This window comes from Variovorax flavidus, assembly GCF_030317145.1.
Taxonomy (GTDB): Bacteria; Pseudomonadota; Gammaproteobacteria; order Burkholderiales; family Burkholderiaceae_C; genus Variovorax; species Variovorax flavidus.
Genome location: NZ_JASZYE010000005.1, coordinates 185,540 through 211,228, shown reverse-complemented (window position 1 = coordinate 211,228; position 25,689 = coordinate 185,540). Strand labels below are relative to the sequence as shown.

The window sequence follows — 25,689 nt, the reverse complement described above, 5'->3', positions numbered from 1 at the left end:
ATGAACGCACCCGCTGAACTCGCCAAGGTCATCGCGTCGCAGCCAGACGCCACGCTCGGCTACAAGGACTTCTCGCTCGGCAGCTTCGGTTTCCGCCGCGACGAGTATTTCGCCCACATCACCTGGAAGACCCGCGACGGCCGCCCGATGAGCCACACGATGGACATCGGCAACTACCTGCGTGCGCTGATGCGCGACGTGGCCTGGGGCTTCTTCTATGGATGGGTCAACTTCGACGACGTGGTCGGCACGGTCAACCACTACCAGTCGGTCGACCTCTATGCGGGCAGCTTCAACGGCACGATGAAGGAAGCCGACATCGACATGCTGGAGAACTTCCCGACCGCGCAGATCCGCGCCACTTTCGAGGCCATGCTCGACGACTGGACCAACGAGAGCTTCGACCCCTTCTCGGCACCGCAGGAAACCGGCTCGCCCTACGGCCGCAAGAAGGGCAACAACACGGCCAAGATCACCCGCGCGCGTGAACTCGCCAAGCGCTGCGTCGGCCTGAAGGGCGACCTGGACCTGCGCAGCGACGAGCGCGGCGCGCCCGTCAACCGCGCCTTCGCCGACGTGCCGCAGGGCCAGCCCGAACTGCACCCCGAGCCGGGATTCGAGAACGAGGTGCACGCCTTCAATCTCTTCGGCTTCCTGAGCCGCTCGCAGGTCACGTGGAACCCGAGCTTCACCTCGGTCGTCAAGCACAGCTACATGTGCCCGACCACGGAAGAGCACATCCTGCCGATCATCCACGGCAACGATCGGGTCGAGTGGTTCTTCCAGATGACCGACGAGATCCACTGGGACTGCGGCGACAAGAACACCGGCAAGCCGATGGCGCGCGTGATCATGAAAGCCGGCGACATGGCCGCCATGCCCGCCTACTGCCGCCATCAGGGCTACAGCCCCAAGCGCTCGATGCTGCTGGTCTGGGAGAACGGCTCGCCGAGCCTTGTCTACGAGATCCAGAAGGGCGAGAGCCCGGAAATCCCCGTCGAGTTCTAGGACGTACCCATCGAGCGCAGCCGACCGCGCAGCGCTCGTCGCGAGGAGACAGATTCCAGGCAGGTCGCGGCCGGTTCCGTGCCGGCGCGGCGTCGTGCCGTCGATGACCCGTCCGTACCGGGTCCCAGCGAAGAAGGAGACACACCATGGCCCTCACCCGTCAATCCATGACCGACGAGCAACGCAAGTCGGTGGCGCTCGAATACCTCAAGGCCTACGACAACGGCGGCGTGACGTCCACCGGCGGCTCGATCCTGGACCTGTTCGCGGACGACGCGCAGGTGTACTTCCCCAAGTGGGGCCTGGCCAACGGCAAGGAGCAGATCGGCAAGCTGTTCGGCGAAGTCGGCAGCCGGGGCAAATCGATCCGGCACGACTACGCGGGCTTCAACTGGATCTTCTCGGGCACCGATCTATTCGCGTGCGAAGGCACGAGCTACGGCGAGCATGCGGACGGTCCGTGGCGCGCCGGCGTGCCGGAATGGGGCGCCGGCCGGTGGTGCGACGTGTTCGAGGTCCGCGACTGGCTGATCCAGCGCTGCTTCATCTATCTGGACCCGGACTACGCCGGCAAGGACACCGCCCGCTATCCATGGATCGCCCCCAACTGACATCGAACGACATGAACCTCGCAGACATCCAGCAGGCCGCCGGCCTCAAGACGCCCATCCGGCGCCAGCTCTTCATCGACGGGCGTTTCGTCGAAGCCGAATCGGGCGAGACGCTCGCGACGCTGAACCCGCACGACAACTCCACCATCGCGGACGTGGCGCTCGCGGGCAAGGCCGATGTGGACAAGGCCGTGGCCGCGGCCAAGCGCGCCTTTCCGGCGTGGAGCCGCATGGCGGCGGCCGACCGCGGGCGCATCCTGCTCAGGCTTGCGGATCTGATCGAAGCCAACACCGAGGAACTCGCGCGCCTCGAATCGCTGGACACGGGCCATCCGGTGCGCGATTCGCGCAAGCTCGACGTGCCGCGCACGGCGGCCTGCTTCCGCTACTTCGGCGGCATGGCCGACAAGTTCCAGGGCGAGACCATTCCGGTCGAAGCGGGCTTCCTCAACTACACCTTGCGCGAGCCGGTCGGCATCGTCGGGCAGGTGGTGCCGTGGAACTTCCCGCTCATGTTCACGAGCTGGAAGATGGCGCCCGCGTTGGCGGCCGGCAACTGCATCGTGATGAAGCCGGCCGAGATCACGCCGCTCAGCTCGCTCAAGATCGTCGAGCTGATGGCCGAGGCCGGCATGCCCGACGGCGTGGTCAACATGGTGCCGGGGCTGGGCCACGTCGTGGGCCAGTACATCGCGGAGCATCCGGAAATCTCGAAGATCGCCTTCACCGGCAGCACGGCGACGGGCCGCCGCGTGGTGCAGGCGAGCGCGGGCAACCTGAAGAAGGTGCAGCTCGAACTCGGCGGCAAGGGGCCGAACATCGTATTCGAGGATGCCTTCCTGCCTGCGGCGGTCAACGGCAGCGCCTGGGCCATCTTCCACAACCAGGGGCAGGCCTGCATCGCGGGCTCGCGGCTGATGCTGCACGAGAAGATCGCCGATGCCTTCCTCGACCAATTCATTCCGCTGGCGCAGTCCATCCGGCTCGGCAACCCGCTCGACGACGCGACCGAGATGGGCCCGCTCACCAGCGCGCAGCATCGCGAGCGTGTGCTGAGTTACGTCGAGGTGGCCAGGGGCGAGGGCGGCGAGGTGCTCGCGGGCGGCAAATCGCCCGGCGGCGAGCTGGCGCGCGGCTGCTACGTCGAGCCCACCATCGTGCGCGCCAGGTCGTACCGCGACCGCGTGGCGCAGGAGGAGGTGTTCGGCCCCTTCGTCACCGTGCTCACCTTCAAGACCGACGAGGAGGCGATGGAAATCGCCAACGGCACCGACTACGGGCTCGGCAGCGGCCTGTGGACCAGCAACCTGCAGCGCGCCCACCGGGTGGCACGCGACCTGCACGCAGGCATGGTCTGGATCAACAGCTACAAGCGCGTGAACCCGGGCTCGCCCTTCGGCGGCGTCGGCCAGAGCGGCTACGGCCGCGAGATGGGATTCGACGCGATGCGCGAGTACACGCAGGTGAAGAGCGTCTGGGTCAATATCGACGCCCAGATCCCTCCTCACTTCCAACGCTGAACACCATGCGCGACTTCATCTACACCAGCCACCCCCAGCGCGTCGTCTTCGGCGCCGGGTCACTCCGCCATCTCGCCCGCGAAATCGACGCGCTGGGAGCGCGGCGCGCGCTGGTGCTGTCCACGCCCGAGCAGCGCGGCCAGGCCGAGCGCGTGGCCGACATGCTCGGCGCGCACGCAGCCGGCATCTTCGACCGGGCGGTGATGCACGTGCCGATCGAGACGGCCCGCGAGGCCCGAGAAGTCGCGCGCAGGCTCGATGCCGACTGCGCCGTGGCCATCGGCGGCGGCTCGACGACAGGACTGGGCAAGGCCATCGCGCTCGACTCCGGCCTGCCGATCCTCGCGATCCCGACCACCTACGCCGGCAGCGAGATGACGCCGATCTACGGCCTGACCGAAGCCGGGCTCAAGAAGACGGGCAAGGATGCGCGCGTGCTGCCTCGCACGGTGATCTACGACCCGGAACTGTCGCGCACCCTTCCGGTGGGCCTCAGCGTGACCAGCGGCATCAACGCGATCGCGCACGCGGCCGAAGGGCTTTACGCGCAGGACAGCAATCCGGTGATGGACCTGATGGCGCGCGAAGGCATCGCCGCGATCGCGCGCGCCCTGCCGGTGATCCGGCTGCGGCCCGACGACATCGAAGCGCGAGGCGATGCGCTGTATGGCGCCTGGCTTTGCGGCAGCGTGCTCGGCAGTGTCGGCATGGCGCTGCACCACAAGCTGTGCCACACGCTGGGCGGCAGCTTCAACCTGCCGCATGCGGAAGTGCACACGGTGGTGCTACCCCATGCGATCGCCTTCAACGCGGACGCGGCGCCACGGGCCATGGACCGCATCGCGCAGTCGCTCGGCACCGAGTCGGCGGCCGCGGGGCTCTTTGCGCTCGCCCGTGACAACGGCGCGCCCGTCGCGCTCAAGGACATCGGCATGCGCGCCGAGGACCTCGACCGCGCAGCCGACCTCGCGGTGAGCAATCCCTACTGGAACCCGCGGCCCTTCGGGCCCGCCGAGCGCGACGCGATCCGAGCGCTGCTCCAGAGGGCCTTCGACGGCGACCCGCCGCTCTGAAGCCGTCAGCGATTTGTGCAGGAAGAGAACGAACGAAAGAAAGAAGGAGACAACCATGTCATGGAATCGCAGACAGTTCACCCAGGCTGCCGCGGCGCTGGCGGCCACGGGCGCGACACCGCTGGTCTTCGCGGCGGACACGCTCAAGATCGGCTACGTGTCGCCGCAGACCGGCCCGCTCGCGCCCTTCGGTGAGGCGGACAAGTGGGTCATCGACCAGATGAAGACCGCCTTCAAGGACGGCATCAGCGTCGGCGGCAAGAAGTACGACGTGCAGATCGTGCTGAAGGACAGCCAGTCCAACCCCAACCGTGCGGGCGAGGTCGCCAACGACCTGATCCTCAAGGACAAGGTCGCGCTCGTGCTCACCGCGGGTACGCCCGAGACCGCCAACCCGGTCAGCGATGCCTGCGAACTCAACGAGGTGCCCTGCGTCTCCAGCGTGGTGCCGTGGCAGCCATGGTTCTTCGGACGCAAGGGCGATCCGGCGAAGGGCTTCAACTGGACGTACCACCTGTTCTGGGGGCTGGAGGACGTCATTGCCAATTTCACGAACGGCTGGAAGACCGTGCCGACCAACAAGAAGGTCGGGGGGCTCTTTCCGAACGACGGTGACGGCAACGCGTGGGGCGACAAGGAGCTCGGCTTCCCGAAGCCGTTGTCGCAGATGGGCTTCACGCTGGTCGACCCGGGGCGCTTCCAGAACGGCACGCAGGATTTCAGCGCGCAGATCGCGGCCTTCAAGAAGGATGGCGTCGAGATCGTCACGGGCGTGGTGATCCCGCCCGACGCCAAGACCTTCCTCACGCAGGCGCGGCAGCAGGGTTTCCGGCCGAAGATCATCACGCTCGGCAAGGCGCTGCTGTTCCCTGGCGCGATCGAGGCGCTCGGGGACCTGGGCGACGGGCTGTCGACCGAGGTGTGGTGGAGCCCTTCGCATCCCTTCACCTCCAGCCTGACGAAGCAGAGCGCCAAGTCGCTGGCCGAAGCCTACGAGGCGGGCGCGAAGAAGCAGTGGACGCAGCCGATCGGCTTTGCGCATGCTTTGTTCGAGGTGGCGTCCGATGCGCTGTCGCGTTCCAAGTCGGTAAAGGCTTCGGACGTCCGCGATGCGGTGGCCGCGACCTCGCTCGCGACGGTGGTCGGCCCGGTGAAGTGGGGCGGGCAGGGGCCGTTCAAGAACGTCAGCAAGACGCCACTGGTGCTCGGCCAATGGGGCAAGGGCCAGAAGTACAAGTACGAGCTGACGATCGTGAGCAACGAGGCCGCAACCAACATTCCCGTCGGCGGCAAGCTTCGGCCGATGCCTGCTTGAGCACCATGACGTTGCTCGCACTCCACGCCGTCAGCAAGTCCTACGGGGCGCTCAAGGTCACCGACGACATCACGCTCGCGGTGACCGAGGGCGAGACGCTGGGCATCCTCGGGCCGAACGGCGCGGGCAAGACCACGCTGTTCAACCTGATCTCGGGCGACGTGCGCGTGGATGCGGGCCGTGTCGAGTACGAGGGCAGGGACGTGACCACGCTCAAGCCGCACCAGCGCTGCCACGCCGGCATCGGCCGCAGCTACCAGGTGCCGCAGCCCTTCGGCAACATGAGCGTGTTCGAGAACCTGGTAACCGCCGCGTGCTTCGGCGCGCAGGAGCGCGAGCAGGACGCTTGGCAGACGGCGCACGAGGTGCTGGTGCAGACGGGCCTGATGCCGCACGCGAACAAGCCAGCCGGTGGGCTCACGCTGCTGGACCGCAAGCGCCTGGAACTCGCTCGCGCGCTCGCGACGCGCCCGAAGCTGCTGCTGCTCGACGAGATCGCGGGCGGGCTGACCGAGCCTGAGGCGCGCCAACTGGTCGAGGAGCTTCAGGAGATCAAGGCGCGCGGCGTGACCATGATCTGGATCGAGCATGTGGTGCATGCGCTGCTGTCGCTGGCCGACCGGCTGTTCGTCATCAACTTCGGGCAGAAGCTGGCGGAAGGCGAGCCACGGGCGGTCATGAACGATCCCGAGGTGCGGCGCGTGTACATGGGGATGGAAGCATGACCGCCTTGCTGGAAGCCCGCGGCCTCAAGGCCTTCTACGGCGACGCGCAGGCGCTGTTCGGTGTCGACTTCTCGCTTTCGCAAGGCGAACTGGTCGCCGTCATCGGATCGAATGGCGCAGGCAAGTCGACCTTGCTCAAGTGCCTCACGGGCCTGGTCCGCGCGCCACGCGACGCCGTTCACTTCAAGGGCGAGGCGATCGGCGGCCTGCCGCCCGGCGAGATCGTGAAGCGCGGGCTTGCGATGGTGCCGGAGGGGCGCCGCCTGTTCCCCAGCCTCAGCGTCGAAGAGAACCTGCAGATCGGCGGCCACACAGGACGCAAGGGGCCGTGGAACCTGGATCGCCTCTACGCGCTGTTCCCCATCCTGTCCGAGAAGCGCCACAACCCCGGCACGGCGCTCTCCGGTGGCCAGCAGCAGATGGTGGCGCTGGGCCGTGCGCTGATGAGCAATCCCGAAGTCCTGCTGTGCGACGAACTCTCGCTGGGCCTTGCGCCGATCGTGATCCGCGAGATCTATGCCGCGATGCCCGACATCACGCGCGAAGGTATGACGGTGGTGATCGTGGAGCAGGACGTGACCATGGCACAGCGCGTGTCGCAACGCATCTATTGCCTGCAGGAAGGGCGCGTGTCGCTGCAGGGGCGCTCGAACGCCCTCACGCGCGAGCAGATCTCCCAAGCCTACTTCGGCCTTTGAGCGACGAGACAAGGACACCCAACGTGCTTGAAACTGTTCTCCAGGGCATCCTGCTCGGCGGCCTCTACACGCTGTTCGCGCTCGGGCAGTCGCTGATGTTCGGCGTCATGCGCCTCACCAATACCGCGCAGGGCGACTTCATCATCCTCGGCGCCTTCGCGGTGATCGCGGGTACCACGCTGTTCGGCGACGCGCCGCTGCTCATCACGCTCGCGGTGCTGCCGGTCGCCTTCGGCTTCGGCTACGCGCTGCAGCGCTATGTGCTCAACGGGACGCTGGGCAAGGACCCGCTGCCGTCGCTGGTCGTGACCTTCGGCCTCTCGATCGTGATCCAGAACCTGCTGCTCGAAGTGTTCTCGGCCGATCCGCGGTCGATCGAGACCGGTGGGCTCAACACCCAGGGGCTGCGCATCGGCGAGTACTTGTCGCTCGGCGTGCTGCCGCTCATCGTGCTGGCGATTGCGCTGGTGGCGACCGGCGCGCTGCAATGGCTGTTCGCGAACACGGCGCTCGGTCGCTCCTTCCGCGCCGTGTCGGACGACCGCGAGATCGCCGAACTGATGGGGCTCAACGCGAAGAAGGTCTACGCGCTGGCGACCGCCATCGCCTTCGTGTTGATCGCGGTGGCCGGTGCGTTGCAGGGCATGCGCACGACGGTGTCGCCATCGGACGGGCCGCTGCTGCTGCTCTTCGCCTTCGAGGCCGTGATCATCGGCGGCATGGGCTCGTTCTGGGGCACGCTGGCCGGCGCGATGATCCTGGGCATCACGCAGCAGATCGGCTTCCGGCTCGATCCCGGATGGGGCATCTGGATGGGCCACCTGGTGTTCCTGCTCGTGCTGGTCCTGCGGCCGCAGGGCCTCTTTCCCAAGACACGTGGATGACGAGATGACGAGTTCTCCAACCTTCGACGTCGTGCGCAGCACGGCCACGAGCCGCTCCGCGCTGTGGATGGCGATCGCGCTCGTCGTGCTCGCTGCGAGCCTGCCCTTCTGGGGCGAATCGAGCTGGATGCGCGAGTTCGTCGAGATCGCCTGCTACTTCATCTTCGCGATGATGTGGAACCTGCTCGCGGGCTACGGCGGCATGGTGAGCATCGGGCAGCAGGCCTTCTTCGGCTTTGGCGGCTACGTGATGCTGATGCTCGGCAACTTCGCCGGGGTCAACCCCTTCATCGCGATTCCGCTGGGTGCGCTGGCGGCCGGCGCGATCGCGGTGCCGGTGTCCTTCGTGGCCTTCCGGCTGTCGGGGGGCTACTTCGCGATCGGCACCTGGGTGATCGCCGAGGTGTTCCGCCTGAGCTTTGCCAATGTGTCTGCCGTGGGCGGCGGCTCGGGCACCACGCTGACCGCCTTGCGCGGCATCGAGAAGGCGACCCGCGAAAGCGTCACCTACTGGATGGCGCTGGCCTGCGTGGTGGCGGCGATTGCGCTGGTCTACCTGTTCCTGCGCAGCAAGCGCGGCCTGGCGCTGCTCGCGATCCGCGACAACGAGGTCGCGGCCGAATCACAGGGCATTCCCGTTGCACGCATGAAGCTCGCGGTGTACGTCGTCGCGGCCTTCGGTGCCGGCTTGGCGGGTGCGCTCTACTTCGTCGGCAACCTGCGCATCAGCCCGGATGCGGCCTTCAGCGTCAACTGGACCGCGTTCGCGATCTTCATGGTAGTCATCGGCGGCATCGGCCGGATCGAGGGGCCGTTGGTGGGTGCGCTCATCTTCTGGGCGCTCAACAAGTTCCTGAGCGACTACGGCACCTGGTACTTGCTCGGATTGGGCTTGCTGGCGATCGTGGTCACCATCTTCTTCAAGCAAGGCCTGTGGGGCTTTGCACAACAGCGCTGGGGCTGGTCGCTGTTTCCGACGCAGCGGCGCCTGGTGACGGGCAGCCCGGCCAGCCTCAAGAGAAGCGCACCTTCGGCCCATCCTTCCGACCTGGAGTTCCATCCCCATGCGAAACATCAATGAACACACCATCACCGCCGCCGTGCTCGACCGCATGGCGCAGTGCGAGGACCCGCGGCTGAAGGAGATCATGTCGGCGCTCGTTCGCCACATGCACGACTTCGCGCGCGAGGTGAAGCTGACCGAGGCCGAATGGGCAGCGGGCATCGAGTTCCTGACCGCGACGGGGCAGAAGTGCAGCGACAAGCGGCAGGAGTTCATCCTGCTGTCGGACACGCTGGGCCTTTCGATGCTCACGGTGGCACTCAATCACGCGAAGAGCGCGCAGGCAACCGAGGCGACCGTGTTCGGCCCCTTCCACGTGCCGGGTGCGCCGAAGCTCCCGCTCGGCGGCGACATCTCGGGCGGCGCCAAGGGCGAGCCGCTGTTCGTCAACACGACCGTGCGCGGTCGCGATGGCGAGCCCGTGGCGGATGCGGAGGTGGACGTGTGGGAGGCGGATGCGGAAGGCTTCTATGACGTGCAGCGGGCGAGCCTCGATCACCCGCAGGGCCGCGCTGTGTTCCGTACCGATGCCGAGGGCAGGCTGTGGTTTCGCGGTGTGATGCCTGTCGCGTACCCGATCCCGACGGACGGGCCGGTGGGCGTGATGCTGCGGGCCACCAAGCGCCATCCTTGGCGGCCTGCGCACGTGCACTTCATGATCAAGGCACCGGGCTACGAGACGCTCATCACGCACGTGTTCCGCGATGGCGACGAGTACCTCGACAGCGATGCGGTCTTCGGCGTGCGCAATTCGCTGATCGGCGACTTCGTCTCGCACCGCGATGGCATTGCGCCGGACGGCAGCGTGCAGGCCAAGCCGTTCCACACGCTGAAGTTCGACTTTGTGCTGGAGCCTGAGGCGGCTGGCTGAATTGCCGGGGGAGACCGTCATAATCGCTGCGATGCAGGACACCCGCTCGCCTATCACGCCGCCCGAGGTACTGGCCCCTCACACGCCGCTGCCCGACTACTACGGCAACGAAGCGGAGCATGAGAGCTTCCTGCGCCGGATCTTCGACGAGACGGCACCCGACTACAACCGCATCGAACGCGTGCTCGCGCTGGGCTCCGGCCCGTGGTACCGGCGCTCGGCGCTGCGGCGCGCAGGCCTTGCGACCGGCGCGCGAGTGGTCGATGTGGGCATCGGCACCGGGCTGGTCGCGCGCGAGGCGCTGACGCTCATCGGTCCGTCCGGCCGTCTGGTCGGCGTCGACCCGAGCCCCGGAATGATGGGCGAGGTCGCGTTGCCCGACGTCGAACTCGTCCGCGGGCGGGCCGAAGCGCTGCCGCGGCCCGACGCCAGCAGCGACTTCGTGAGCATGGGCTATGCGTTGCGCCATATTGCCGACGTGCATGCGGCCTTCGCGGAGTTCCACCGCGTGCTGCGTCCGGGCGGTCGCCTGGTGGTACTCGAGATCACCAAGCCGGCCGGACGCGTGGGCACCGCCGTGCTCAAGGCCTACATGCGCAGCGTCGTGCCGTTGATCGCCAAGGCCGTGGCGCGGCGCCACGACACTTCCGAGCTGTGGCGCTACTACTGGGACACGATCGAGGCCTGCATTCCGCCGGAATCGGTCATGAGCGCGCTGCGCGCCGCCGGTTTCGAGGACGTCAAGCGGCACGTCGAACTCGGCATCTTCTCCGAGTACACGGCCGTCAAGCCGGCCTGAGCCGTTCAGGGCATCAGGGTGATGATCTTCCTGATCTCGTCGGCGGAGTAGGCCCGCAGCGTCTGCGAGCGGACGTTGCCGAGCGAGCCGACGCTGAGCAGCGCGGCCATCGTCGCCTCGTCGCCGCCTTCGGTGATGACCACCATGTCATAGGCGCCGGATGTCCAGTGAATGCTCTTGACGGCCAGGCCCAGCTTGCTCGCGAGTCCCTTGAATGCCTCTGCCCGGTTGGGCGACTCCTTCACGTTGCGGATGCCCTGGTCAGTGAAGTTGAGGAGAGAAATGAAGGTGGACATGCTGTACCCCTCGTTGCGGCCTGGAAAGCCGGGGGCAAAAGTCTAGTCCTCCGCATCGATTCAGGCGAACGTCACAACGGTGGGACACCCCACGGCCGGCAGCGCCGACAGGTCTTCGAGACGGGGGATCGACGCCTGCGCGCCTGCGCGCGTGACGCACACCGCTGCGGCCTGGATGCCCAGCGCGATGCCGTCGTCGATCGCTACGCCTCTGGCGAGCGCGGCGCACAAGGCGCCGATGAAGGTGTCGCCGGCCGCGGTGGTGTCGATGGCCTTCACCTTCAATGCATCGAAGTGGCGACAGCCGACTGCGTCGCAGGCCATCACGCCGTCGCTGCCCATCGTCAGGATCACGTGGGCCGGTCCCCGGCCGCGCAATGCGTCGGCTGCGCGGGCGGCACCGTCCCGGTCGTGAACCGCGATGCCGCTCAGCATCGACGCCTCTGTTTCGTTCAGGACGAGGATGTCCACGAGCTTCCACAGCGGGTCCGGGAGCGCTTCGGCCGGCGCGGGGTTCATCACGACCGTGCAGCCGCGCGAATGCGCAAGCTCCGCCGCATCCACGACGGCCTGCATGGGAACTTCGAGCTGCAACAGCAGCAGACGCGCCGTTGCCAGATCGCTCTGCAGGCGCTGCGTGTCCTCGGCGCCCACGAAGGCATTGGCGCCGGGGATCAGAGCGATGCGGTTCTGGGCGCTGTCGTCGACCATGATCAACGCCACGCCGGTCGACGCTTCAGCCAGCGCAACGTGTTCGACCTCGACGCCATCGCCAACCAGCGATGCCTTCAGCGAGAGCCCGAAGGCATCGTCGCCGACCCGGCCGACCATCGCCACCCGGGCGCCCTGGCGCGCACAGGCCACCGCCTGGTTCGCGCCCTTGCCGCCCGGGTTGTTCATGAACGAGTGGGCCTGCAGGGTCTCGCCCGCGCCCGGCACGCGCGGCACACGGACCACGAGGTCCATGTTGAGGCTGCCGAACACGACGATCTCGGGCATGGGCGCTGCTCCCCGACTCAAGCCTCGGCGTCCATCGCGTGGAGCTTTTCCACGCGGCGGCGGAAGTCCTCGTCCTCGATGGCGAAGCGCGCCTGCAGGTAGGAGGTGATCAGGTCCGCTGCCAGCCACGGGCCGACGATCTGCGCGCCGATGCACATCACGTTGACGTCGTCGTGCTCCACCGACTGGTGGGCCGAGTGCACGTCATGGCAGACGGCGGCGCGGATGCCCTTCATCTTGTTGGCCGCGATCGACGCGCCGACACCGGTGCCGCACACCATGATGCCGCGCTCGACTTCGCCGGCGACGATCTTCGCCGCCACGGCGCGCGCCACATCCGGGAAGTCGACCGGCTGGTCGTCATGGCTGCCGACGTCGACGACCTCGTGGCCGAGCTTCTGGATGTGGTCGACGATGGCGCCCTTGAGCGCCCAGCCGGCGTGGTCCGATCCGATGACGAGACGCATGGAATTCTTTCTTCAGTAGTGGTGGGTCAGTTGATCATGGCCGCCGGCAGGTCGCTGCCGTGGAACTTCTTGTAGATGGCGTTGAGCTTGCCGTTCTTCAGGTTGGCTGCCACCCATTCGTTGAGCTTGGCGACCATGCGGTCTTCGCCCTTCTTCACGCCGACGGCGAGGTCGAGGTTGCGCAGGACGATCTTCTGCTCGAAGGGGCGTTGCGGGTTCTTCGCGGTGATCTGGTTCATGATCGTCACCGAAGTGGAGACGATGTCGGCCTGGCCGCTGACGCCGGCGGTGACCATCGTCGCGTCGTCGTCATAGCGCACGACCTTGAAGTCCTTGTCCTTCGCCATGGCGGTGAGCTCGGTGTCCTGCGTGGTGCCGCGCGTCACGGTGACGGACTTGCCCTTCATGTCCGCCCAGTCCTTGATCGGGAGATCCTTACGGGCGCCGATCATCGATACCAGCGCGGCGTAGGGCTTCGAGAAGTCGATGACCTTCTGGCGTTCCGGCGTCACGGAGAGCGTCGAGATCACGATGTCGGCCTTGCCGGTCTGCAGGTTCGGGATGCGCGTCGCGCCGGTGGTCTGCACGAACTCCAGCTCCAGGCCCCAGTCCTTCGCCAGGAGCTGCGCGGTCTCGACATCGGAGCCGGTCGGCTTGAGGTCCTTGTCGAGCATGCCCGACGGCGGGATCGAGAAGTCGGTGGCGATGCGGATCTTCTTGGCCTTCATGACGTCGTCGAGCAGGTCCGCGTGGGCGGCGCCGGCGAAGGTCAGGCAGGCTGCAGCGAGCAGTGTGAGCAGGGAACGGGGGGTCTTCATCGGTTTGTCTCCAGGGTCTTGGGTGGGGTGCGAGCCTTCAGAGCTCGCTGGCTACGAACTGCCGAAGCTCGGCGGTTTGGGGTGATGACAGGATCTCCGGGCCGCCACGCTCCCAGACCCTGCCGCGATTCATGAAGAGGATCTGGTCCGCGACCTTGCGCGCGAAGGCCATCTCATGGGTGACCATGACCATGGTCATGCCGCCGGCCGCGAGGTCCTCGATGACGCGCAGGACTTCGCCGGTGAGTTCGGGGTCGAGGGCGGAGGTCACTTCGTCGAACAGCATCACCTTGGGCTGCATCGCCAGCGAGCGGGCGATCGCGACGCGCTGCTGCTGGCCGCCCGACAACTGCTCGGGATAGCTGGCCGCCTTGTCCGCGAGGCCGACCTTGGCGAGCACCTCGTGCGCGATGGCGCGCGCCTCGCTCTTGGAGATGCCCTTGGCCGAGCGGGGCGCGAGCGTGATGTTCTGTTCGATCGTCAGGTGCGGAAAGAGGTTGTAGCTCTGGAAGACGATGCCGACGTCGAGCCGCAGCGCCTTGAGGTCGATGTCCGGCGCGTCGACGCGGTGGCCGCAGACGACGATCTCGCCGCTGTCGATGCGTTCGAGCCGGTCGATGCAGCGCAGCGCCGTGCTCTTGCCCGAGCCGCTGCGGCCGATGATGGCCGTGACCTGCCCGCGGTCGACCTCGAAGCCGACGCCTTCGAGCACCTTGAGTGCGCCGAAGCTCTTGTGGACGTCGCGCAGGCGAACGACCGGCGCCGAGGCGCCATCAGGGTTGCGTGAGGATGGGTTCATGGGAAGACAGTGAAGTCGGCGCGGCCGAAGCGGGGCCGGCGCGGCGTTCGAGCCGGCGGCTCCAGACCGACAGCGGATAGCACAGCGCGAAGTAGAGCGCCGCGATCACGAGGTACACGATGAAGGGCTCGAAGATCGAGTTGTTGATGATCTGCCCCGAGCGGGCGAGTTCGACGAATCCCACCACCGAGGCGAGCGAGGTGTTCTTGATGATCTGCACCATGAAGCCGACCGTGGGCGGCGTTGCCAGCCGCACGGCCTGCGGCAGCACGACCTTGACCATGCGCTGGGTCCGGCTCAGGGCGAGGCACTCGGCGGCTTCCCACTGCGGACGCGGCACCGCCTGAATCGCGGCACGCCAGATCTCGCCGAGGTAGGCCGACACGTAGATCGTGAGCGATGCGCCGGCTGCGGCCAGTGCCGACACCTTGATGCCCAGGGTCGGCAGGCCGAAGTAGGCGAGGAACATGATCACCAGCAGCGGCGAGCCCTGCACGAGCTGCACCCACAGGCCCATCCCCACGCGCACCGACCGGCGCGGCGAAACCCGCGCCAGCGCGACGACGAAGGCGCAGATGCCGCCGCCGACGAAGGCGATGAGGGAGAGGACCAGCGTCCACATGGCGCCCTGCAGCAGGAACCCGAGGTGATTGGCGTTGAAGGCGGTGGCGGTCATCACAGCGCGGTGCCCAGCCTGCGACGGCGCGGAAACAGCAGGGCGCCCACGCCCCAGAAGCCGAGCCGCATGAGCAGCGACAGCAGGATGTAGCCCGCGCCGATGATGACGAAGGTCTCCAGCGGCCGGTAGGTGTCGGACTGCACGTGGTTGGCGACGGCGGTGAGTTCCTCGACCGAGATCTGCGAGCAGATGGAGGAGGCGAGCATCAGCAGCACGAACTGGCTGGTCAGTGCCGGGTAGACGCGCTCCATGGCCGGCAGCAGCACGACATGCCAGTAGACCTGGATGCGCGACAGGGCGAGGCACTCGGCGGCCTCGATCTGGCTGCGGTTCACCGAGTCGAAGCCGGCCCGCATGATCTCCGTCGCGTAGGCGCCGGCATTGACGGCCAGCGCGATGACCGCCACCGTGAAAGCGGACAGCGACAGGCCCAGGCTCGACAGACCGAAGTAGACGAGGAAGATCTGCACCAGCAGCGGGGTGTTGCGGATCAGTTCCACGTAGGCGCCGCAGATGCGTGCCACCGTGGCGTTGCGGCCCCTGCGGCCGACGGCGCAGAGTGTGCCGATGGCGAAGCCGGCGAGCGTTGCGACCAGCGCCAGTTGAACGGTGAGCCAGGCGCCTTCGACGAACAGGGGCCAGCGCTCGAGGACGACCCCGAAGTCCAGGTTGCTCACGCCGGTTCCTTGCGTGCAGGCGGGCGGCCGCGGGTTGCGGGTTCGGCCGCGGCATTGCGGCGGTATTCGTCGCCGATGCTGAAGTGCTTGCGCAGCACCTGGTCGGCACGGTCCTCGTCGCGCGAGACCAGTGCCTGGAAGATGCGCGCGTGGTCCTCGACCAGGTATTGCTTGACCGCGGGGTCGCCTCCGACCACGTCACGGCGTTCATGGTGGGAGCGCATCAGCAATGTCGACATCGCGGCGTAGAGCTGCATCAGCGTCTCGGACCGGCTGGCGCGCACCAGGGCCGTGTGGAACTCGTAGTCGGCGCGGCTGCCTTCGTCGGAGTCGTGGACGGTGGCCTCGATGTGGTCGACCGCCGCGGCGATGCGTTCGAGGTCCGACGTCGTCGCGTGCCGGCATGCCAGGCGGATGGCCTGCACCTCGATCGCGATGCGGGCCTGCATGACGTCGTCGACGATGTCCGCCTGCTGCGCCATCGAGAAGGCGAAGAAGTCGCCGAGTACCGACACGTCGGGCTTGCGCACGACAGTGCCCACGCGCTCGCGGATCTCGACCACGCCCAGCATCGCGAGCGCCCGCAGCGCCTCGCGCACGATGGGGCGGCTCACGCCCAGTTGCAGCGCCAGTTCGCGCTCGGGGATCAGGCGGTCTCCCGAGCGGATGCTCCCTTCGAGAAGCCGGTCGCGCAGGAAGGCGAACACCTTGGAGAAGCCGGTTCCTTCGGCTTCGGGCGTTCGCGTGATCAAGGGTTGTGGAGGCCTTGTTGTCATGCCGTGGTTTTACCAGTGGGCAAACCAGAAGGCATCGGGGAATGTCCTCTAGGTGACAACCCTTAGCCGGGGGCCTACCAGCGCAAGGCGGTGGTGTGCACGGGTGCATCCCACAGGCGCTTGGCTTCGTCGTCCATCGCGGTCACGGTGAGCGAAGCACCGGCCATTTCCAGTGAGGTCGTGTAGTTGCCGACCAGCGTGCGCACCACGTCCAGCCCTTCTTCCGCGAGCCGCTGGCGCGCGTGGTGGTGCAGCAGGTAAAGCTCCATCAGGGGCGTGCCGCCGAGTCCGTTGACCAGCAGCAGCACCTCGCGGCCGCGCGCGAGCGACAAGTCCTTGAGGATCGGGTCGAGCAGCAGGTCGACGATGCCCGCCGCAGGCGCGAAAGGCATGCGCTGCCGGCCGGGCTCGCCGTGGATGCCCACGCCCAGCTCCATTTCCTGCTCGCCGATCTCGAAGGTCGCCACGCCCGAGGCCGGCACGATGCAGCTGTTGAACGCCACGCCCATCGATGCCGTGCCGCTGTTGATGCGGTCGCCGAGCGCCTTGCAGTCGAACAGGTCCGCGCCGGCCTCGGCGGCGGCGCCGACGATCTTCTCGACGATCATCGTGCCGGCCACGCCGCGGCGGCCGCTGGCATGCATCGAATGCTCGATGGCGACGTCGTCGTCGACCACCACCATCAGGTGGTCGAGGTCGACCAGCATGTCGCTCGCCATCTGGAAGTTGAGGCGGTCGCCCGCGTAGTTCTTGACGATGAAGAGCACGCCACGGCCAGCGTTCACGCGGTGCGCCGCGGCCAGCCACTGGTCGGGCGTGGGCGAGGTGAACACCTGGCCCGGACAGGCGGCATCGAGCATGCCGAGACCCACGTAGCCGGTGTGCAGCGGCTCATGGCCGGAGCCGCCGCCGGACACGACGGCGACCGCGTCGCGCTTGGGCACGCGCCGCGACACGAAGGTCGGGTCGAACTCGACGCGCAGCAGGTCCGCATGCGCCGAAGCCAGGCCCGACAGGCTTTCGACGATGGCGTCGTCGACATAGTTGATGAATTTCTTCATCGTGTGTCCTCGAAGGAAGCTCGTCCAGGGTGAGGCATCGTGAGGCCGTGGCGCACGGCTGTCATGCGAGGTTCTCCGCAGTCAGGATGTCGACCCTCGGGTTGCTGACCGCCAGCGCGCCGCGCACGCCTTCGCACAGGGCGCGCAGCACGCGCGCCGCGGTGGTGACCGCGTAGTGCACGTCCTGGTGCAGCACGAAGCTCAGTGCGCCGGAGATCAGCATCGACCGGTGCACATCCAGCAAGTCGTGCGCCACCATGCCGAGCGATGCGTCGTAGCCGTGTTCGGCCAGCGCGCGGTGCACGCCGTGGCTGCCGGGGCCGACGTTGTAGACCGCCGTGAGGCGGCCGCCCGTCGCCAGCGGATCGAGCGCCTCGCGGGCACGCCGGTAGGCCTCGTCTTCCGACTCGGGCATGTCGTCCACGCGCAGCAGCTTCGCGCCGGCGAAACGCTCCTCCAGCACCTGTGCGAAGCCGATGCCGCGATCGATCTCTGCCGCATAGCGCGTGGCGGGCGAGAGCAGGGCGCAATGGCCCTGGCCGGCCGGTGCCTCGCGCCCGAGCAGCAGGCCGGCGGTGCGGCCGGCGGCGCGGTTGTCCGCACCGATGAAGGTCTCGCGCATGGAGCCCGCGACGTCCGAGAACAGGGTGACGACGTGCACGCCGGAGCGCACCAGTTCGTTGACGGCAAGCTTCACCGCGGGGGTGTCGGGCGCGAGCAGCGCGATGCCGTCCATGTCCGAGAGGCGTGCCAGTTCATCGGCGAAAGCCGTCGGCTCGGTGGCCGGCAGGCGGCGCGTGACTTCGGTGATGTGCTGATGGCGGAAATCGCCGGCCGCCTGGGCGATGACGCGGTCCACCAGATCGAAGAAGCCGCGTCGCGTGGACGGCAGCACGAAGGCGAAGCGGTAGCTGTCGGTGGAGCGCGGGCGTCCGCGCATCGGCGCGGTGGCGCCGAGGCCCTTCATCGCCTCGCGCACGCGCTGCACGGTGGCGGGATTGACGCCGGGACGGTTGTTCAGCACGCGGTCGACGGTGGCGGTGCTGACGCCGGCCGTCTCGGCGATCTGGGTGATGGTGACGGAAGTAGCCAAACCTGGAAAGAGCCTCAATAAATCAATCAGCAGTGTCGCCGAAGTCCGTGACGCCTCCTCCTCGGGCTATCCCGCACCAGCGGTGTGCCAATGGCTCGATGCCTGATGCATAGGGTTTGCATTGATTGATTTATTTATTGCGCTTTTTATTCTTCCATCAAGCCGAACCGCTGTCGCCGAGGGGTGAGCGGGCGCAGGCCGGTAGGCGCCGCACCGACGAATGGCGCATCCCTCTTCGCGGCGCGAGCCGTCTGTCCTCACACACAGGAGATGAGCAAATGAAGTGGTTGAACAAGCGATCGACTGTCGGCACTGCGCTCGTCGCGGCGCTGGCCCTGGCTTCGGGTGCGGCGCAGGCCCAGGCCAAGCAGCTCACGCTGTGCTGGGCCGCGTGGGACCCGGCCAACGCGCTGGTCGAACTATCCAAGGACTTCACCGCGCAGACCGGCGTGCAGATGAAATACGAGTTCGTGCCCTGGCCCAACTTCGCGCAGCGCATGCTCAATGAGCTCAACTCCAAGGGCAAGCTGTGCGACCTGCTGATCGGCGACAGCCAGTGGATCGGCTCCGCCGCCACCGAAGGCCACTACATCCAGCTCAACGAGTTCTTCGACAAGAACGGCATCAAGATGAGCGACTTCATGCCAGCCACCGTCGAGGGCTATTCGACCTGGCCCAAGGGCACGAAGAACTACTGGGCGTTGCCCGCGATGGGCGACGCGGTGGCCTTCACCTACCGCAAGGACTGGTTCGCCAAGCCCGAGCTGCAGGCCGAGTTCAAGGCCAAGTACAACCGCGAACTCGCGCCGCCCACGACCTGGGACGAGCTGAAGCAGATCGGCCAGTTCTTCCAGAACCGCACCATCGACGGCAAGAAGGTCTACGGCGCCGCGATCTACACCGAGCGCGGCTCCGAAGGCATCACCATGGGCGTCACGAACACCATGTACGCCTACGGCATGCAGTACGACAACCCCAAGAAGCCGTACGACATGAAGGGCTACATCAACGGGCCGGAGGCCGTGGCCGGACTCAAGTTCTACAAGGAACTCTTCGACTGCTGTACGCCGCCCGGGCATTCCAACGCCTACATGACCGAAGACCTCGACTCCTACAAGTCGGGCCAGGTCGCGATGCAGATGAACTTCATCGCCTTCTTCCCAGGCATCGCCAAGGACCCGAACGTGGGCGGCGACAAGACCGGCTTCTTCACCATGCCCAAGGCCAAGATCGCCGCTGCGCAACTGGGCGGGCAGGGCATCTCGGTCGTGAAGTACTCGGACAAGAAGGACCTGGCGCTCGACTACATCAAGTGGTTCGCGCAGCCTGCAGTGCAGCAGAAGTGGTGGGACGCCGGGGGCTTCTCGTGCCACAACGCGGTGCTCTCCAAGCCGGGCTTCGACAAGAGCACTTCGTACGCGCCGGTGTTCCTCGACTCGATGAAGATCGTCAAGGACTTCTGGCAGGAACCGAGCTACGCGCAACTGCTGCTAGCGATGCAGAAGCGAACGCATGACTACGTGGTCGCCGGCAAGGGCACGCCGCAGGAAGCGCTCGACGGCCTGCTCAAGGACTGGACCGAAGTGTTCAGGGAAGACGGAAAGATCAAGCCTTGATCCGCGGCGCCGTCCCATGTCATTCGTCCACGTCGACAACACCGTGATGCGCGGTGCGGAGAGCGAGAGCCGCCGGCTCCCCGGCCAGGGCCTCTCCGACCGCGCGCTGGCATGGCTCTTCGTCGGCCCGACGATCCTGCTGCTGCTGGCGTTCAACATCTTTCCGCTGATCTGGACGATCTGGCTGTCCTTCACCAACTTCCGCGCCAACCGGCCGGGCGCGGACGTGCTGTGGGTCGGCATCAGCAACTACTCGCGGGTGCTCAACGACGAATCGATCTGGGAGAACATGCGCGCCACCGCGCATTTCCTGACCTGGTCGATCACGCTGCAGCTCCTGCTGGGCTTCGGGCTCGCGCTGATGCTGAACCGGCGCTTTCGCACGCACAGCTTCTGGAGCACCGCGATCCTGCTGCCGATGATGCTGGCGCCGGCCGTGGTCGGAACCTTCTGGAAGTACTTCTTCGAGCCGCAGTACGGCATCTTCAACTACATCGTCAACTTCTTCCGCGCGCCCTTCGGGCTGGCGGGGAGCTTCACGATGCTGGGCGATACGACGCTTTCGCCCTGGGCCATCGTGCTGGTCGATACCTGGATGTGGACGCCCTACGTGATGCTGTTGCTGCTGGCCGGGTTGCGCTCCATTCCGCCCTTTCTCTACGAGGCCGCCGAGATCGACCGCGCGAGCGAATGGACCAAGTTCTGGCGCATCACGCTGCCGATGGTGATGCCCTTCATCATCCTGGCCGTGCTGTTTCGCGTGATCGAGAACTTCAAGATGTTCGACCTCGTGGACCAGCTCACCAACGGCGGGCCGGGCTCGGTCACCGAACTCGCGTCGATCAAGCTCAAGCGCGAGGCCTTCGAGAAATGGCGCACGGGCTACAGCTCGGCGCTGGCCATCATCCTCTTCGTGTCGATCTACGGGCTCTCGCTCGTGACGGTGCGATTCCTCGACCGGGTGAAGCAGAGATGAAGAACACCGTTCACTCGCCGCTGGACCCGACGCCGCGTGCGAAGACCTTTGCGGGTTTTGTCGTCGTCGCCTACGCGCTGATTTCGCTGATCCCGCTGGTGTGGATCCTCATGACGAGCTTCCGCACGCCGCAGGATTCGATCGCCTATCCGCCCCGGGTCATCACGCAGCCTTCGCTGATCGGCTACGTCAACCTCTTCACCACGCGTTCGCGCGTCAGTTCGCAGGAGCTTGCGGCCCTTCCACCGCCCGCGACCTGGTACGAAGGGCTGGTGCGCGAGCAGCAGATGATTCTTGCAGGACCGTCGCGCTTCTCGGATCGCTACCTGAACTCGGTGCTGATCGGCTTCGGCTCGACCCTGCTCTCGGTCGTGCTGGGCACGCTGGCCGCCTATGCCTTCTCGCGCTTCAGGGTGCCGGGCAAGGACGACCTGCTGTTCTTCATCCTCTCGACTCGGATGATGCCGCCCATCGCGGTGGCGATACCGATCTACCTGATGTACCGCGCGGTCGGGTTCTCCGACACGCACCTCGGCTTGATCCTGCTCTACACGGTCGTGAATCTCTCGCTCGCGGTGTGGCTGCTCAAGGGCTTCATGGACGAGATCCCGCGCGAGTACGAGGAGGCCGCGATGGTCGATGGCTACACGCGCTTCCAGGCCTTCATCAAGGTGGTGCTGCCGCAGGCGGCCACGGGCATCGCGACGACCGCCATCTTCTGCCTGATCTTCGCGTGGAACGAATACGCCTTCGCGCTGCTGCTCACCAGCGGCACGGCGCAGACCTCGCCGCCCTTCATCCCGACCATCATCGGCGAGGGCGGGCTCGACTGGCCGGCGATGGCGGCGGGCACCACGCTGTTCCTGCTGCCGGTGCTGGTCTTCACCATCCTGCTGCGCAAGCACCTGCTGCGCGGCATCACCTTCGGAGCGATCCGCAAATGAAGCCGTCGACAAGGAACTGGCTGCGCCGCTCGCGCTGGGAGCCGGCCAGCATGGTGCTCATCGGCCTCGGGCTGCTCATGCTGATGCAGCCCTGGTCGCTGGATATCTACAGCTACTCCTTCGCCGTGCTGCTCGCGGGGGTGGCGGGCTACACCGTCGCGGGCAAGCTGCCCTGAGAGAACAGCATGGCCGAGATCCGCATCGAGAAACTGCACAAGCGCTTCAGCGACTTCGTCGCGGTGCGCGATTCGACGCTGACGCTGGAGGACGGCAAGTTCGTCGTGCTGCTCGGCCCTTCGGGCTGCGGCAAGACGACCACGCTGCGCATGCTGGCGGGCCTCGAATTCCCGACCTCGGGCTCGATCACGCTCGCGGGACAAGACGTGACCTACCTGCGACCGCGCGAGCGCGACATCGCGATGGTGTTCCAGCTCTTCGCGCTCTACCCGCACCTGGGCGTGCGCGGCAACCTGGAATTTCCGCTGCGCAACGAGGGCCTGAAGCGCGCCGAGATCGATCGGCGCGTGGCGGACGCGGCGTCGATCCTGCGCATCGAGCATTTGCTCGGCTCGCGCGTCGGTGGGCTCTCGGGTGGGGACCGGCAGCGCGTTGCGCTCGGCCGCGCCATCGTGCGCCAGCCGCAGGCTTTCCTGATGGACGAGCCGCTGGGCACGCTCGATGCCGAGTTCCGCGAGCTGATGTGCGTGGAATTGCGCAAGCTGCATGAACGCCTGAAGACCACCACCGTCTTCGTCACGCACGACCAGAACGAGGCGATGGCGCTGGCCGATCACATCGTGGTGATGAACCAGGGCGAGATCCTCCAGGCCGACGAGCCCGGCGCGATTTACAACTTTCCGAGTTGCATGTTCGTGGCGCGCTTCATCGGCCGGCCGCCGATGAACTTCGTGCCGGTTGCGGGCGCGGTGCGCAGGGGCGATGCGTCGGTGTCGCTGGCAGGCGCCGCCGTCGACGTGCCGCGTATCGAAGCCGACTCTGCCGCTGCGGTGCTCGGCGTGCGGCCTGAGCATGTCAGCGTGGGCGTGGAAGGCGGAGGGCTGCCTGCCGAGGTGCGGCACGTGGAGTACTTCGGATCGCACTGGGTCGCCGATCTCGCGACCGCTGCCGGCGTGCTCAAGGCGGTGATCGACAAGGCGCAGCGCCCGGTGCCCGGCGACCGCGTCGCCATCGGTTTCAACGCCGACCGGCTGGTGCTCTTCGACGTCGCCAGCGAACAACTGCTCCCCAGCGCGACGACGCGCCTGCACCTGGAGGCGAAGCGCCATGGCCAGCATTGAACTCGCGGGCATCAGCCGTTCCTTCGGCGAGGTCAAGGCGGTCTCGGACCTCAACGTCGCCGTCGCCGATGGCGAATTCCTCGTGCTGCTCGGGCCGAGCGGCGCGGGCAAGACCACCACGCTGCGGCTCATCGCCGGGCTGGAACGGCCCGATGCGGGGCGCATCCGCATGGACGGCCGCGACATCACCGACAGCCTGCCGGCGAGCCGCGACTGTGCCTTCGTGTTCCAGCAGTACTCCCTGTATCCGCACCTTTCGGTGTTCGACAACCTGGCGTTCCCGTTGCGCTCGCCGCTGCGGCGCAGCGAGCCGGCCGAGGTGAAGCGCCGCGTGGAGGAAGTGGCGGCGATGCTGCACATCGAGGGCAAGCTCGCACGCCGTGCCACCGAACTCTCCGGTGGCGAGATGCAGCGGGTGGCGATCGGCCGCGCGCTGGTGCGGCGTCCCCGGGTCTTCCTGATGGACGAGCCGCTGTCTTCCCTCGATGCCCAGCTGCGCGAAGAGCTTCGCGTCGAGCTGCGGCGCCTGCAGCGCAGCACCGGCGCGACCGTGATCTACGTGACGCACGACCACGTGGAAGCCACCACCATGGCGGACCGCATCGGCATCCTGGAGCGCGGCGTGCTGCAGCAGGTGGGGACGCCGCTGGAGGTCTACGGCGATCCGCGCACGCTGCCGGTGGCGCAGCGCCTGGGTTCGCCGGCCATCAACGTGCTGCCCGCGCAGTGGTTCGACGGGCGTGCGCCCGTCGGCACGGCGCATGTCGCGATCCGCCCGGAGGACGTGCGCCTGTCGCCCGACGGTGAGGCGCCGGGCTTCCAGGTCATCGAGTGCTCGCTCGTCAAGCACCAGCTCGTGGCCGAGCGGCAGGGCGTGGAGGTGCATGCGCGCGTGATGCTCGACGAGCCGCTCGCACCGGGTTCGCAAGCGCGCTTCGGCTTTCCGGCCGAGCACTGTCTCTTCTTCGACGCGGCCGGTCGCCGCATTGGAATGCCATGAACACGCAACACATCATCGGGGCGCTGGAGGCGGTTCAAGCGTCGATCCTCGCCAATGAAAGCCAGATCGAATCGCTGGACCGCGCCATCGGCGACGGAGACCACTTCATCAACGTGCGCCGAGGCTGCGACGTTGTGATGGCGATACGCGACGAGCTGGCGCCGCTGCCGCCCGCAGCGGCCTTCGGCAAGATCGGCATCAAGCTGCTGTCGACCATCGGCGGCGCGTCCGGCCCGCTGATATCGAGCTTCTTCATCGCGATGGGCAAGAGCCTGAACGGTGACGCGGAGCCCGATCGCCGGCAGTTCGCGACTGCCTTCGTGGCGGGCGTGGAAGCCATCAAGAGCCGCGGCAAGGCCGACCTGGGCGAGAAGACGATGCTCGATGTGCTGATCCCCGTGTCGCGGATGCTGCAGAGGCTGGCCGACGAGGGCGCGCCGCTGCCTGAGATCTGCGAGCAGGTCACGGCCGAGGCGCACCGCAACATGCTCGCCACGCGCGACATGACGGCCACCAAGGGGCGCGCGTCCTTCCTCGGCGAACGCGCGCTGGGCCACATCGACCCCGGCTCGAAAACCTGCGAAGTCGCCATCACCGCCGTGTGCGAAACGCTCAAGGAGACCGCATGAAGAAATTCGTCAACGACGTGGACACCATGCTGCGCGAGTCGCTCGGCGGCATGGTGGAGGCGCACCCGCAGTTGCTGCGCGTCGAGTTCGAACCGACCTTCGTCGCGCGGCGCGAAGCCGCGACGAACAAGGTCGCATTGATCTCGGGTGGAGGCTCGGGCCACGAGCCGCTGCATGCCGGCTTCGTCGGCCGGGGCATGCTCGACGCGGCCTGTCCTGGCCAGGTCTTCACCAGCCCGACGCCCGACCAGATGCTGGCCGCAGCGGCCGCCACCGATGCGGGCAAGGGCGTGCTGTTCATCGTGAAGAACTACGCCGGCGACGGCATGAACTTCCAGATGGCGAGCGAGATGCTGGAGATCGACAACGCGACCGTGCTCGTCAACGACGACGTCGCGGTGGAAAACTCCACCCACACCACCGGGCGGCGCGGCGTGGCCGGCACGCTGGTGGTCGAGAAGGCTGTCGGCGCCGCAGCGGAGCAGGGCGCGACGTTGGCCGAATGCAAGTCGCTCGGCGATCGCGTGAACGCGGCGACCGCCTCGATGGGCGTCGCCTTCACGAGCTGCACGGTGCCTGCGGCGGGACGGCCGACCTTCGACATCGGGCCGGACGAGATCGAGATCGGTGTCGGCATCCACGGCGAGCCGGGCCGGCGGCGCGCGGTGCACATGCCGGCCAACGAGATCGTGCGGCTGCTGATGGATGCGATCCTCGGCGACCTGAAGCCCAAGGCAGGGTGTGAAGTGCTGCTGCACGTCAACGGCTTCGGCGGCACGCCGCTGATGGAGCTCTACCTGCTGCACCACGCAGCCAGCACGCGCCTGAAGGCCGATGGGCTCGTGCCGGTGCGCTCGCTGGTCGGCAACTACACGACCTCGCTCGACATGGCGGGCGCATCGCTGACCGTGACGCTGCTCGATGACGAGCTCAAGGCCCTGTGGGACGCGCCGGTGCACACGGCGGCCTTGCGCTGGTAGCGACCCGGCTATGT

Annotated in this window: 29 protein-coding genes; 19 read left to right on the top strand and 10 right to left on the bottom strand. The window is 67.1% G+C overall.

Annotated features, from left to right (window positions below):
- The 11 genes from QTH90_RS22760 (at position 1) to QTH90_RS22710 (ending at position 10,567) form a co-directional block, all read left to right on the top strand.
- Positions 1-1,008, top strand: coding sequence for a hydroxyquinol 1,2-dioxygenase (locus QTH90_RS22760; protein WP_286666845.1), 1,008 nt, complete (start codon positions 1-3; stop codon positions 1,006-1,008).
- A 146-nt stretch (positions 1,009-1,154) separates the two neighbouring features.
- Positions 1,155-1,619, top strand: a complete 465-nt coding sequence (locus QTH90_RS22755) for a nuclear transport factor 2 family protein (protein ID WP_286666844.1) — start codon at positions 1,155-1,157, stop codon at positions 1,617-1,619.
- A gap of 56 nt (positions 1,620-1,675) precedes the next feature.
- Positions 1,676-3,139 (top strand): aldehyde dehydrogenase family protein, encoded by a 1,464-nt coding sequence (locus tag QTH90_RS22750; protein ID WP_286667009.1) that lies wholly within the window; start codon positions 1,676-1,678, stop codon positions 3,137-3,139.
- A gap of 5 nt (positions 3,140-3,144) precedes the next feature.
- Positions 3,145-4,212, top strand: a complete 1,068-nt coding sequence (locus QTH90_RS22745; RefSeq protein WP_286666843.1) for a maleylacetate reductase — start codon at positions 3,145-3,147, stop codon at positions 4,210-4,212.
- Between the two features lie 55 nt (positions 4,213-4,267).
- Positions 4,268-5,527, top strand: a complete 1,260-nt coding sequence (locus QTH90_RS22740; protein ID WP_286666842.1) for an ABC transporter substrate-binding protein — start codon at positions 4,268-4,270, stop codon at positions 5,525-5,527.
- Between the two features lie 5 nt (positions 5,528-5,532).
- Positions 5,533-6,252 (top strand): ABC transporter ATP-binding protein, encoded by a 720-nt coding sequence (locus tag QTH90_RS22735; protein WP_286666841.1) that lies wholly within the window; start codon positions 5,533-5,535, stop codon positions 6,250-6,252.
- Positions 6,249-6,950, top strand: coding sequence for an ABC transporter ATP-binding protein (locus QTH90_RS22730; protein WP_286666840.1), 702 nt, complete (start codon positions 6,249-6,251; stop codon positions 6,948-6,950). Before QTH90_RS22735 ends, QTH90_RS22730 begins: the two co-directional genes overlap by 4 nt.
- 23 nt (positions 6,951-6,973) lie before the next feature.
- Positions 6,974-7,834: a branched-chain amino acid ABC transporter permease gene (locus QTH90_RS22725; protein ID WP_286666839.1), complete on the top strand. Its 861-nt coding sequence runs from the start codon at positions 6,974-6,976 to the stop codon at positions 7,832-7,834.
- 4 nt (positions 7,835-7,838) lie between these two features.
- Positions 7,839-8,915, top strand: a complete 1,077-nt coding sequence (locus QTH90_RS22720) for a branched-chain amino acid ABC transporter permease (protein ID WP_286666838.1) — start codon at positions 7,839-7,841, stop codon at positions 8,913-8,915.
- Positions 8,899-9,768 (top strand): intradiol ring-cleavage dioxygenase, encoded by an 870-nt coding sequence (locus tag QTH90_RS22715; protein WP_286666837.1) that lies wholly within the window; start codon positions 8,899-8,901, stop codon positions 9,766-9,768. The genes QTH90_RS22720 and QTH90_RS22715 overlap by 17 nt, the downstream gene beginning before the upstream one ends.
- A gap of 31 nt (positions 9,769-9,799) precedes the next feature.
- Complete coding sequence (locus tag QTH90_RS22710) at positions 9,800-10,567, top strand: class I SAM-dependent methyltransferase (protein ID WP_286666836.1); 768 nt, start codon at positions 9,800-9,802, stop codon at positions 10,565-10,567.
- 5 nt (positions 10,568-10,572) lie between these two features.
- Here the strand turns inward: QTH90_RS22710 and QTH90_RS22705 are convergent, their stop codons facing one another.
- From QTH90_RS22705 to QTH90_RS22660, 10 genes are all read right to left on the bottom strand, one after another.
- The gene (locus tag QTH90_RS22705) at positions 10,573-10,863 is read right to left on the bottom strand and encodes a GYD domain-containing protein (RefSeq protein WP_286666835.1); all 291 of its coding nucleotides are present in this window, start codon (positions 10,861-10,863) and stop codon (positions 10,573-10,575) included.
- 60 nt (positions 10,864-10,923) lie between these two features.
- Complete coding sequence (gene rbsK, locus QTH90_RS22700) at positions 10,924-11,862, bottom strand: ribokinase (RefSeq protein WP_286666834.1); 939 nt, start codon at positions 11,860-11,862, stop codon at positions 10,924-10,926.
- A 17-nt stretch (positions 11,863-11,879) separates the two neighbouring features.
- Positions 11,880-12,329, bottom strand: a complete 450-nt coding sequence (gene rpiB, locus QTH90_RS22695) for a ribose 5-phosphate isomerase B (protein ID WP_286567847.1) — start codon at positions 12,327-12,329, stop codon at positions 11,880-11,882.
- Positions 12,330-12,355: 26 nt separating this feature from the next.
- On the bottom strand, positions 12,356-13,147 hold the full coding sequence (locus QTH90_RS22690; RefSeq protein WP_286666833.1) for a transporter substrate-binding domain-containing protein: 792 nt from the start codon (positions 13,145-13,147) through the stop codon (positions 12,356-12,358).
- A 37-nt stretch (positions 13,148-13,184) separates the two neighbouring features.
- Entirely contained in the window at positions 13,185-13,946 is a 762-nt protein-coding gene (locus QTH90_RS22685) for an amino acid ABC transporter ATP-binding protein (protein WP_286666832.1), read from the bottom strand.
- The gene (locus QTH90_RS22680) at positions 13,921-14,622 is read right to left on the bottom strand and encodes an amino acid ABC transporter permease (protein ID WP_286666830.1); all 702 of its coding nucleotides are present in this window, start codon (positions 14,620-14,622) and stop codon (positions 13,921-13,923) included. The genes QTH90_RS22685 and QTH90_RS22680 overlap by 26 nt, the downstream gene beginning before the upstream one ends.
- Positions 14,622-15,302, bottom strand: a complete 681-nt coding sequence (locus QTH90_RS22675; protein WP_286666829.1) for an amino acid ABC transporter permease — start codon at positions 15,300-15,302, stop codon at positions 14,622-14,624. Before QTH90_RS22675 ends, QTH90_RS22680 begins: the two co-directional genes overlap by 1 nt.
- On the bottom strand, positions 15,299-16,054 hold the full coding sequence (locus QTH90_RS22670) for a FadR/GntR family transcriptional regulator (RefSeq protein WP_286666828.1): 756 nt from the start codon (positions 16,052-16,054) through the stop codon (positions 15,299-15,301). Before QTH90_RS22670 ends, QTH90_RS22675 begins: the two co-directional genes overlap by 4 nt.
- Before the next feature lie 98 nt (positions 16,055-16,152).
- Complete coding sequence (gene dhaK, locus QTH90_RS22665) at positions 16,153-17,139, bottom strand: dihydroxyacetone kinase subunit DhaK (protein ID WP_286666827.1); 987 nt, start codon at positions 17,137-17,139, stop codon at positions 16,153-16,155.
- A gap of 61 nt (positions 17,140-17,200) precedes the next feature.
- A complete protein-coding gene (locus QTH90_RS22660; protein ID WP_286666826.1) occupies positions 17,201-18,232 on the bottom strand; it encodes a LacI family DNA-binding transcriptional regulator in 1,032 nt (343 codons plus the stop codon).
- 278 nt (positions 18,233-18,510) lie between these two features.
- On the opposite strand from QTH90_RS22660, the gene QTH90_RS22655 reads away from it, so the two are divergent.
- From QTH90_RS22655 to dhaK (QTH90_RS22620), 8 genes are read left to right on the top strand one after another with little or no spacing between them, the layout of a single operon-like run.
- Complete coding sequence (locus QTH90_RS22655) at positions 18,511-19,848, top strand: ABC transporter substrate-binding protein (RefSeq protein ID WP_286666825.1); 1,338 nt, start codon at positions 18,511-18,513, stop codon at positions 19,846-19,848.
- A 16-nt stretch (positions 19,849-19,864) separates the two neighbouring features.
- Complete coding sequence (locus QTH90_RS22650; RefSeq protein WP_286666824.1) at positions 19,865-20,824, top strand: carbohydrate ABC transporter permease; 960 nt, start codon at positions 19,865-19,867, stop codon at positions 20,822-20,824.
- On the top strand, positions 20,821-21,768 hold the full coding sequence (locus QTH90_RS22645; protein WP_286666823.1) for a carbohydrate ABC transporter permease: 948 nt from the start codon (positions 20,821-20,823) through the stop codon (positions 21,766-21,768). Before QTH90_RS22650 ends, QTH90_RS22645 begins: the two co-directional genes overlap by 4 nt.
- Positions 21,765-21,944, top strand: coding sequence for a hypothetical protein (locus tag QTH90_RS22640; RefSeq protein ID WP_286666822.1), 180 nt, complete (start codon positions 21,765-21,767; stop codon positions 21,942-21,944). Before QTH90_RS22645 ends, QTH90_RS22640 begins: the two co-directional genes overlap by 4 nt.
- A 9-nt stretch (positions 21,945-21,953) precedes the next feature.
- The gene (locus tag QTH90_RS22635) at positions 21,954-23,066 is read left to right on the top strand and encodes an ABC transporter ATP-binding protein (RefSeq protein ID WP_286666821.1); all 1,113 of its coding nucleotides are present in this window, start codon (positions 21,954-21,956) and stop codon (positions 23,064-23,066) included.
- Complete coding sequence (locus tag QTH90_RS22630; protein ID WP_286666820.1) at positions 23,053-24,066, top strand: ABC transporter ATP-binding protein; 1,014 nt, start codon at positions 23,053-23,055, stop codon at positions 24,064-24,066. Before QTH90_RS22635 ends, QTH90_RS22630 begins: the two co-directional genes overlap by 14 nt.
- On the top strand, positions 24,063-24,695 hold the full coding sequence (gene dhaL, locus QTH90_RS22625) for a dihydroxyacetone kinase subunit DhaL (protein WP_286666819.1): 633 nt from the start codon (positions 24,063-24,065) through the stop codon (positions 24,693-24,695). Before QTH90_RS22630 ends, dhaL begins: the two co-directional genes overlap by 4 nt.
- Positions 24,692-25,675, top strand: a complete 984-nt coding sequence (gene dhaK / locus QTH90_RS22620; protein WP_286666818.1) for a dihydroxyacetone kinase subunit DhaK — start codon at positions 24,692-24,694, stop codon at positions 25,673-25,675. The genes dhaL and dhaK (QTH90_RS22620) overlap by 4 nt, the downstream gene beginning before the upstream one ends.
- Positions 25,676-25,689 lie beyond the last annotated feature (14 nt).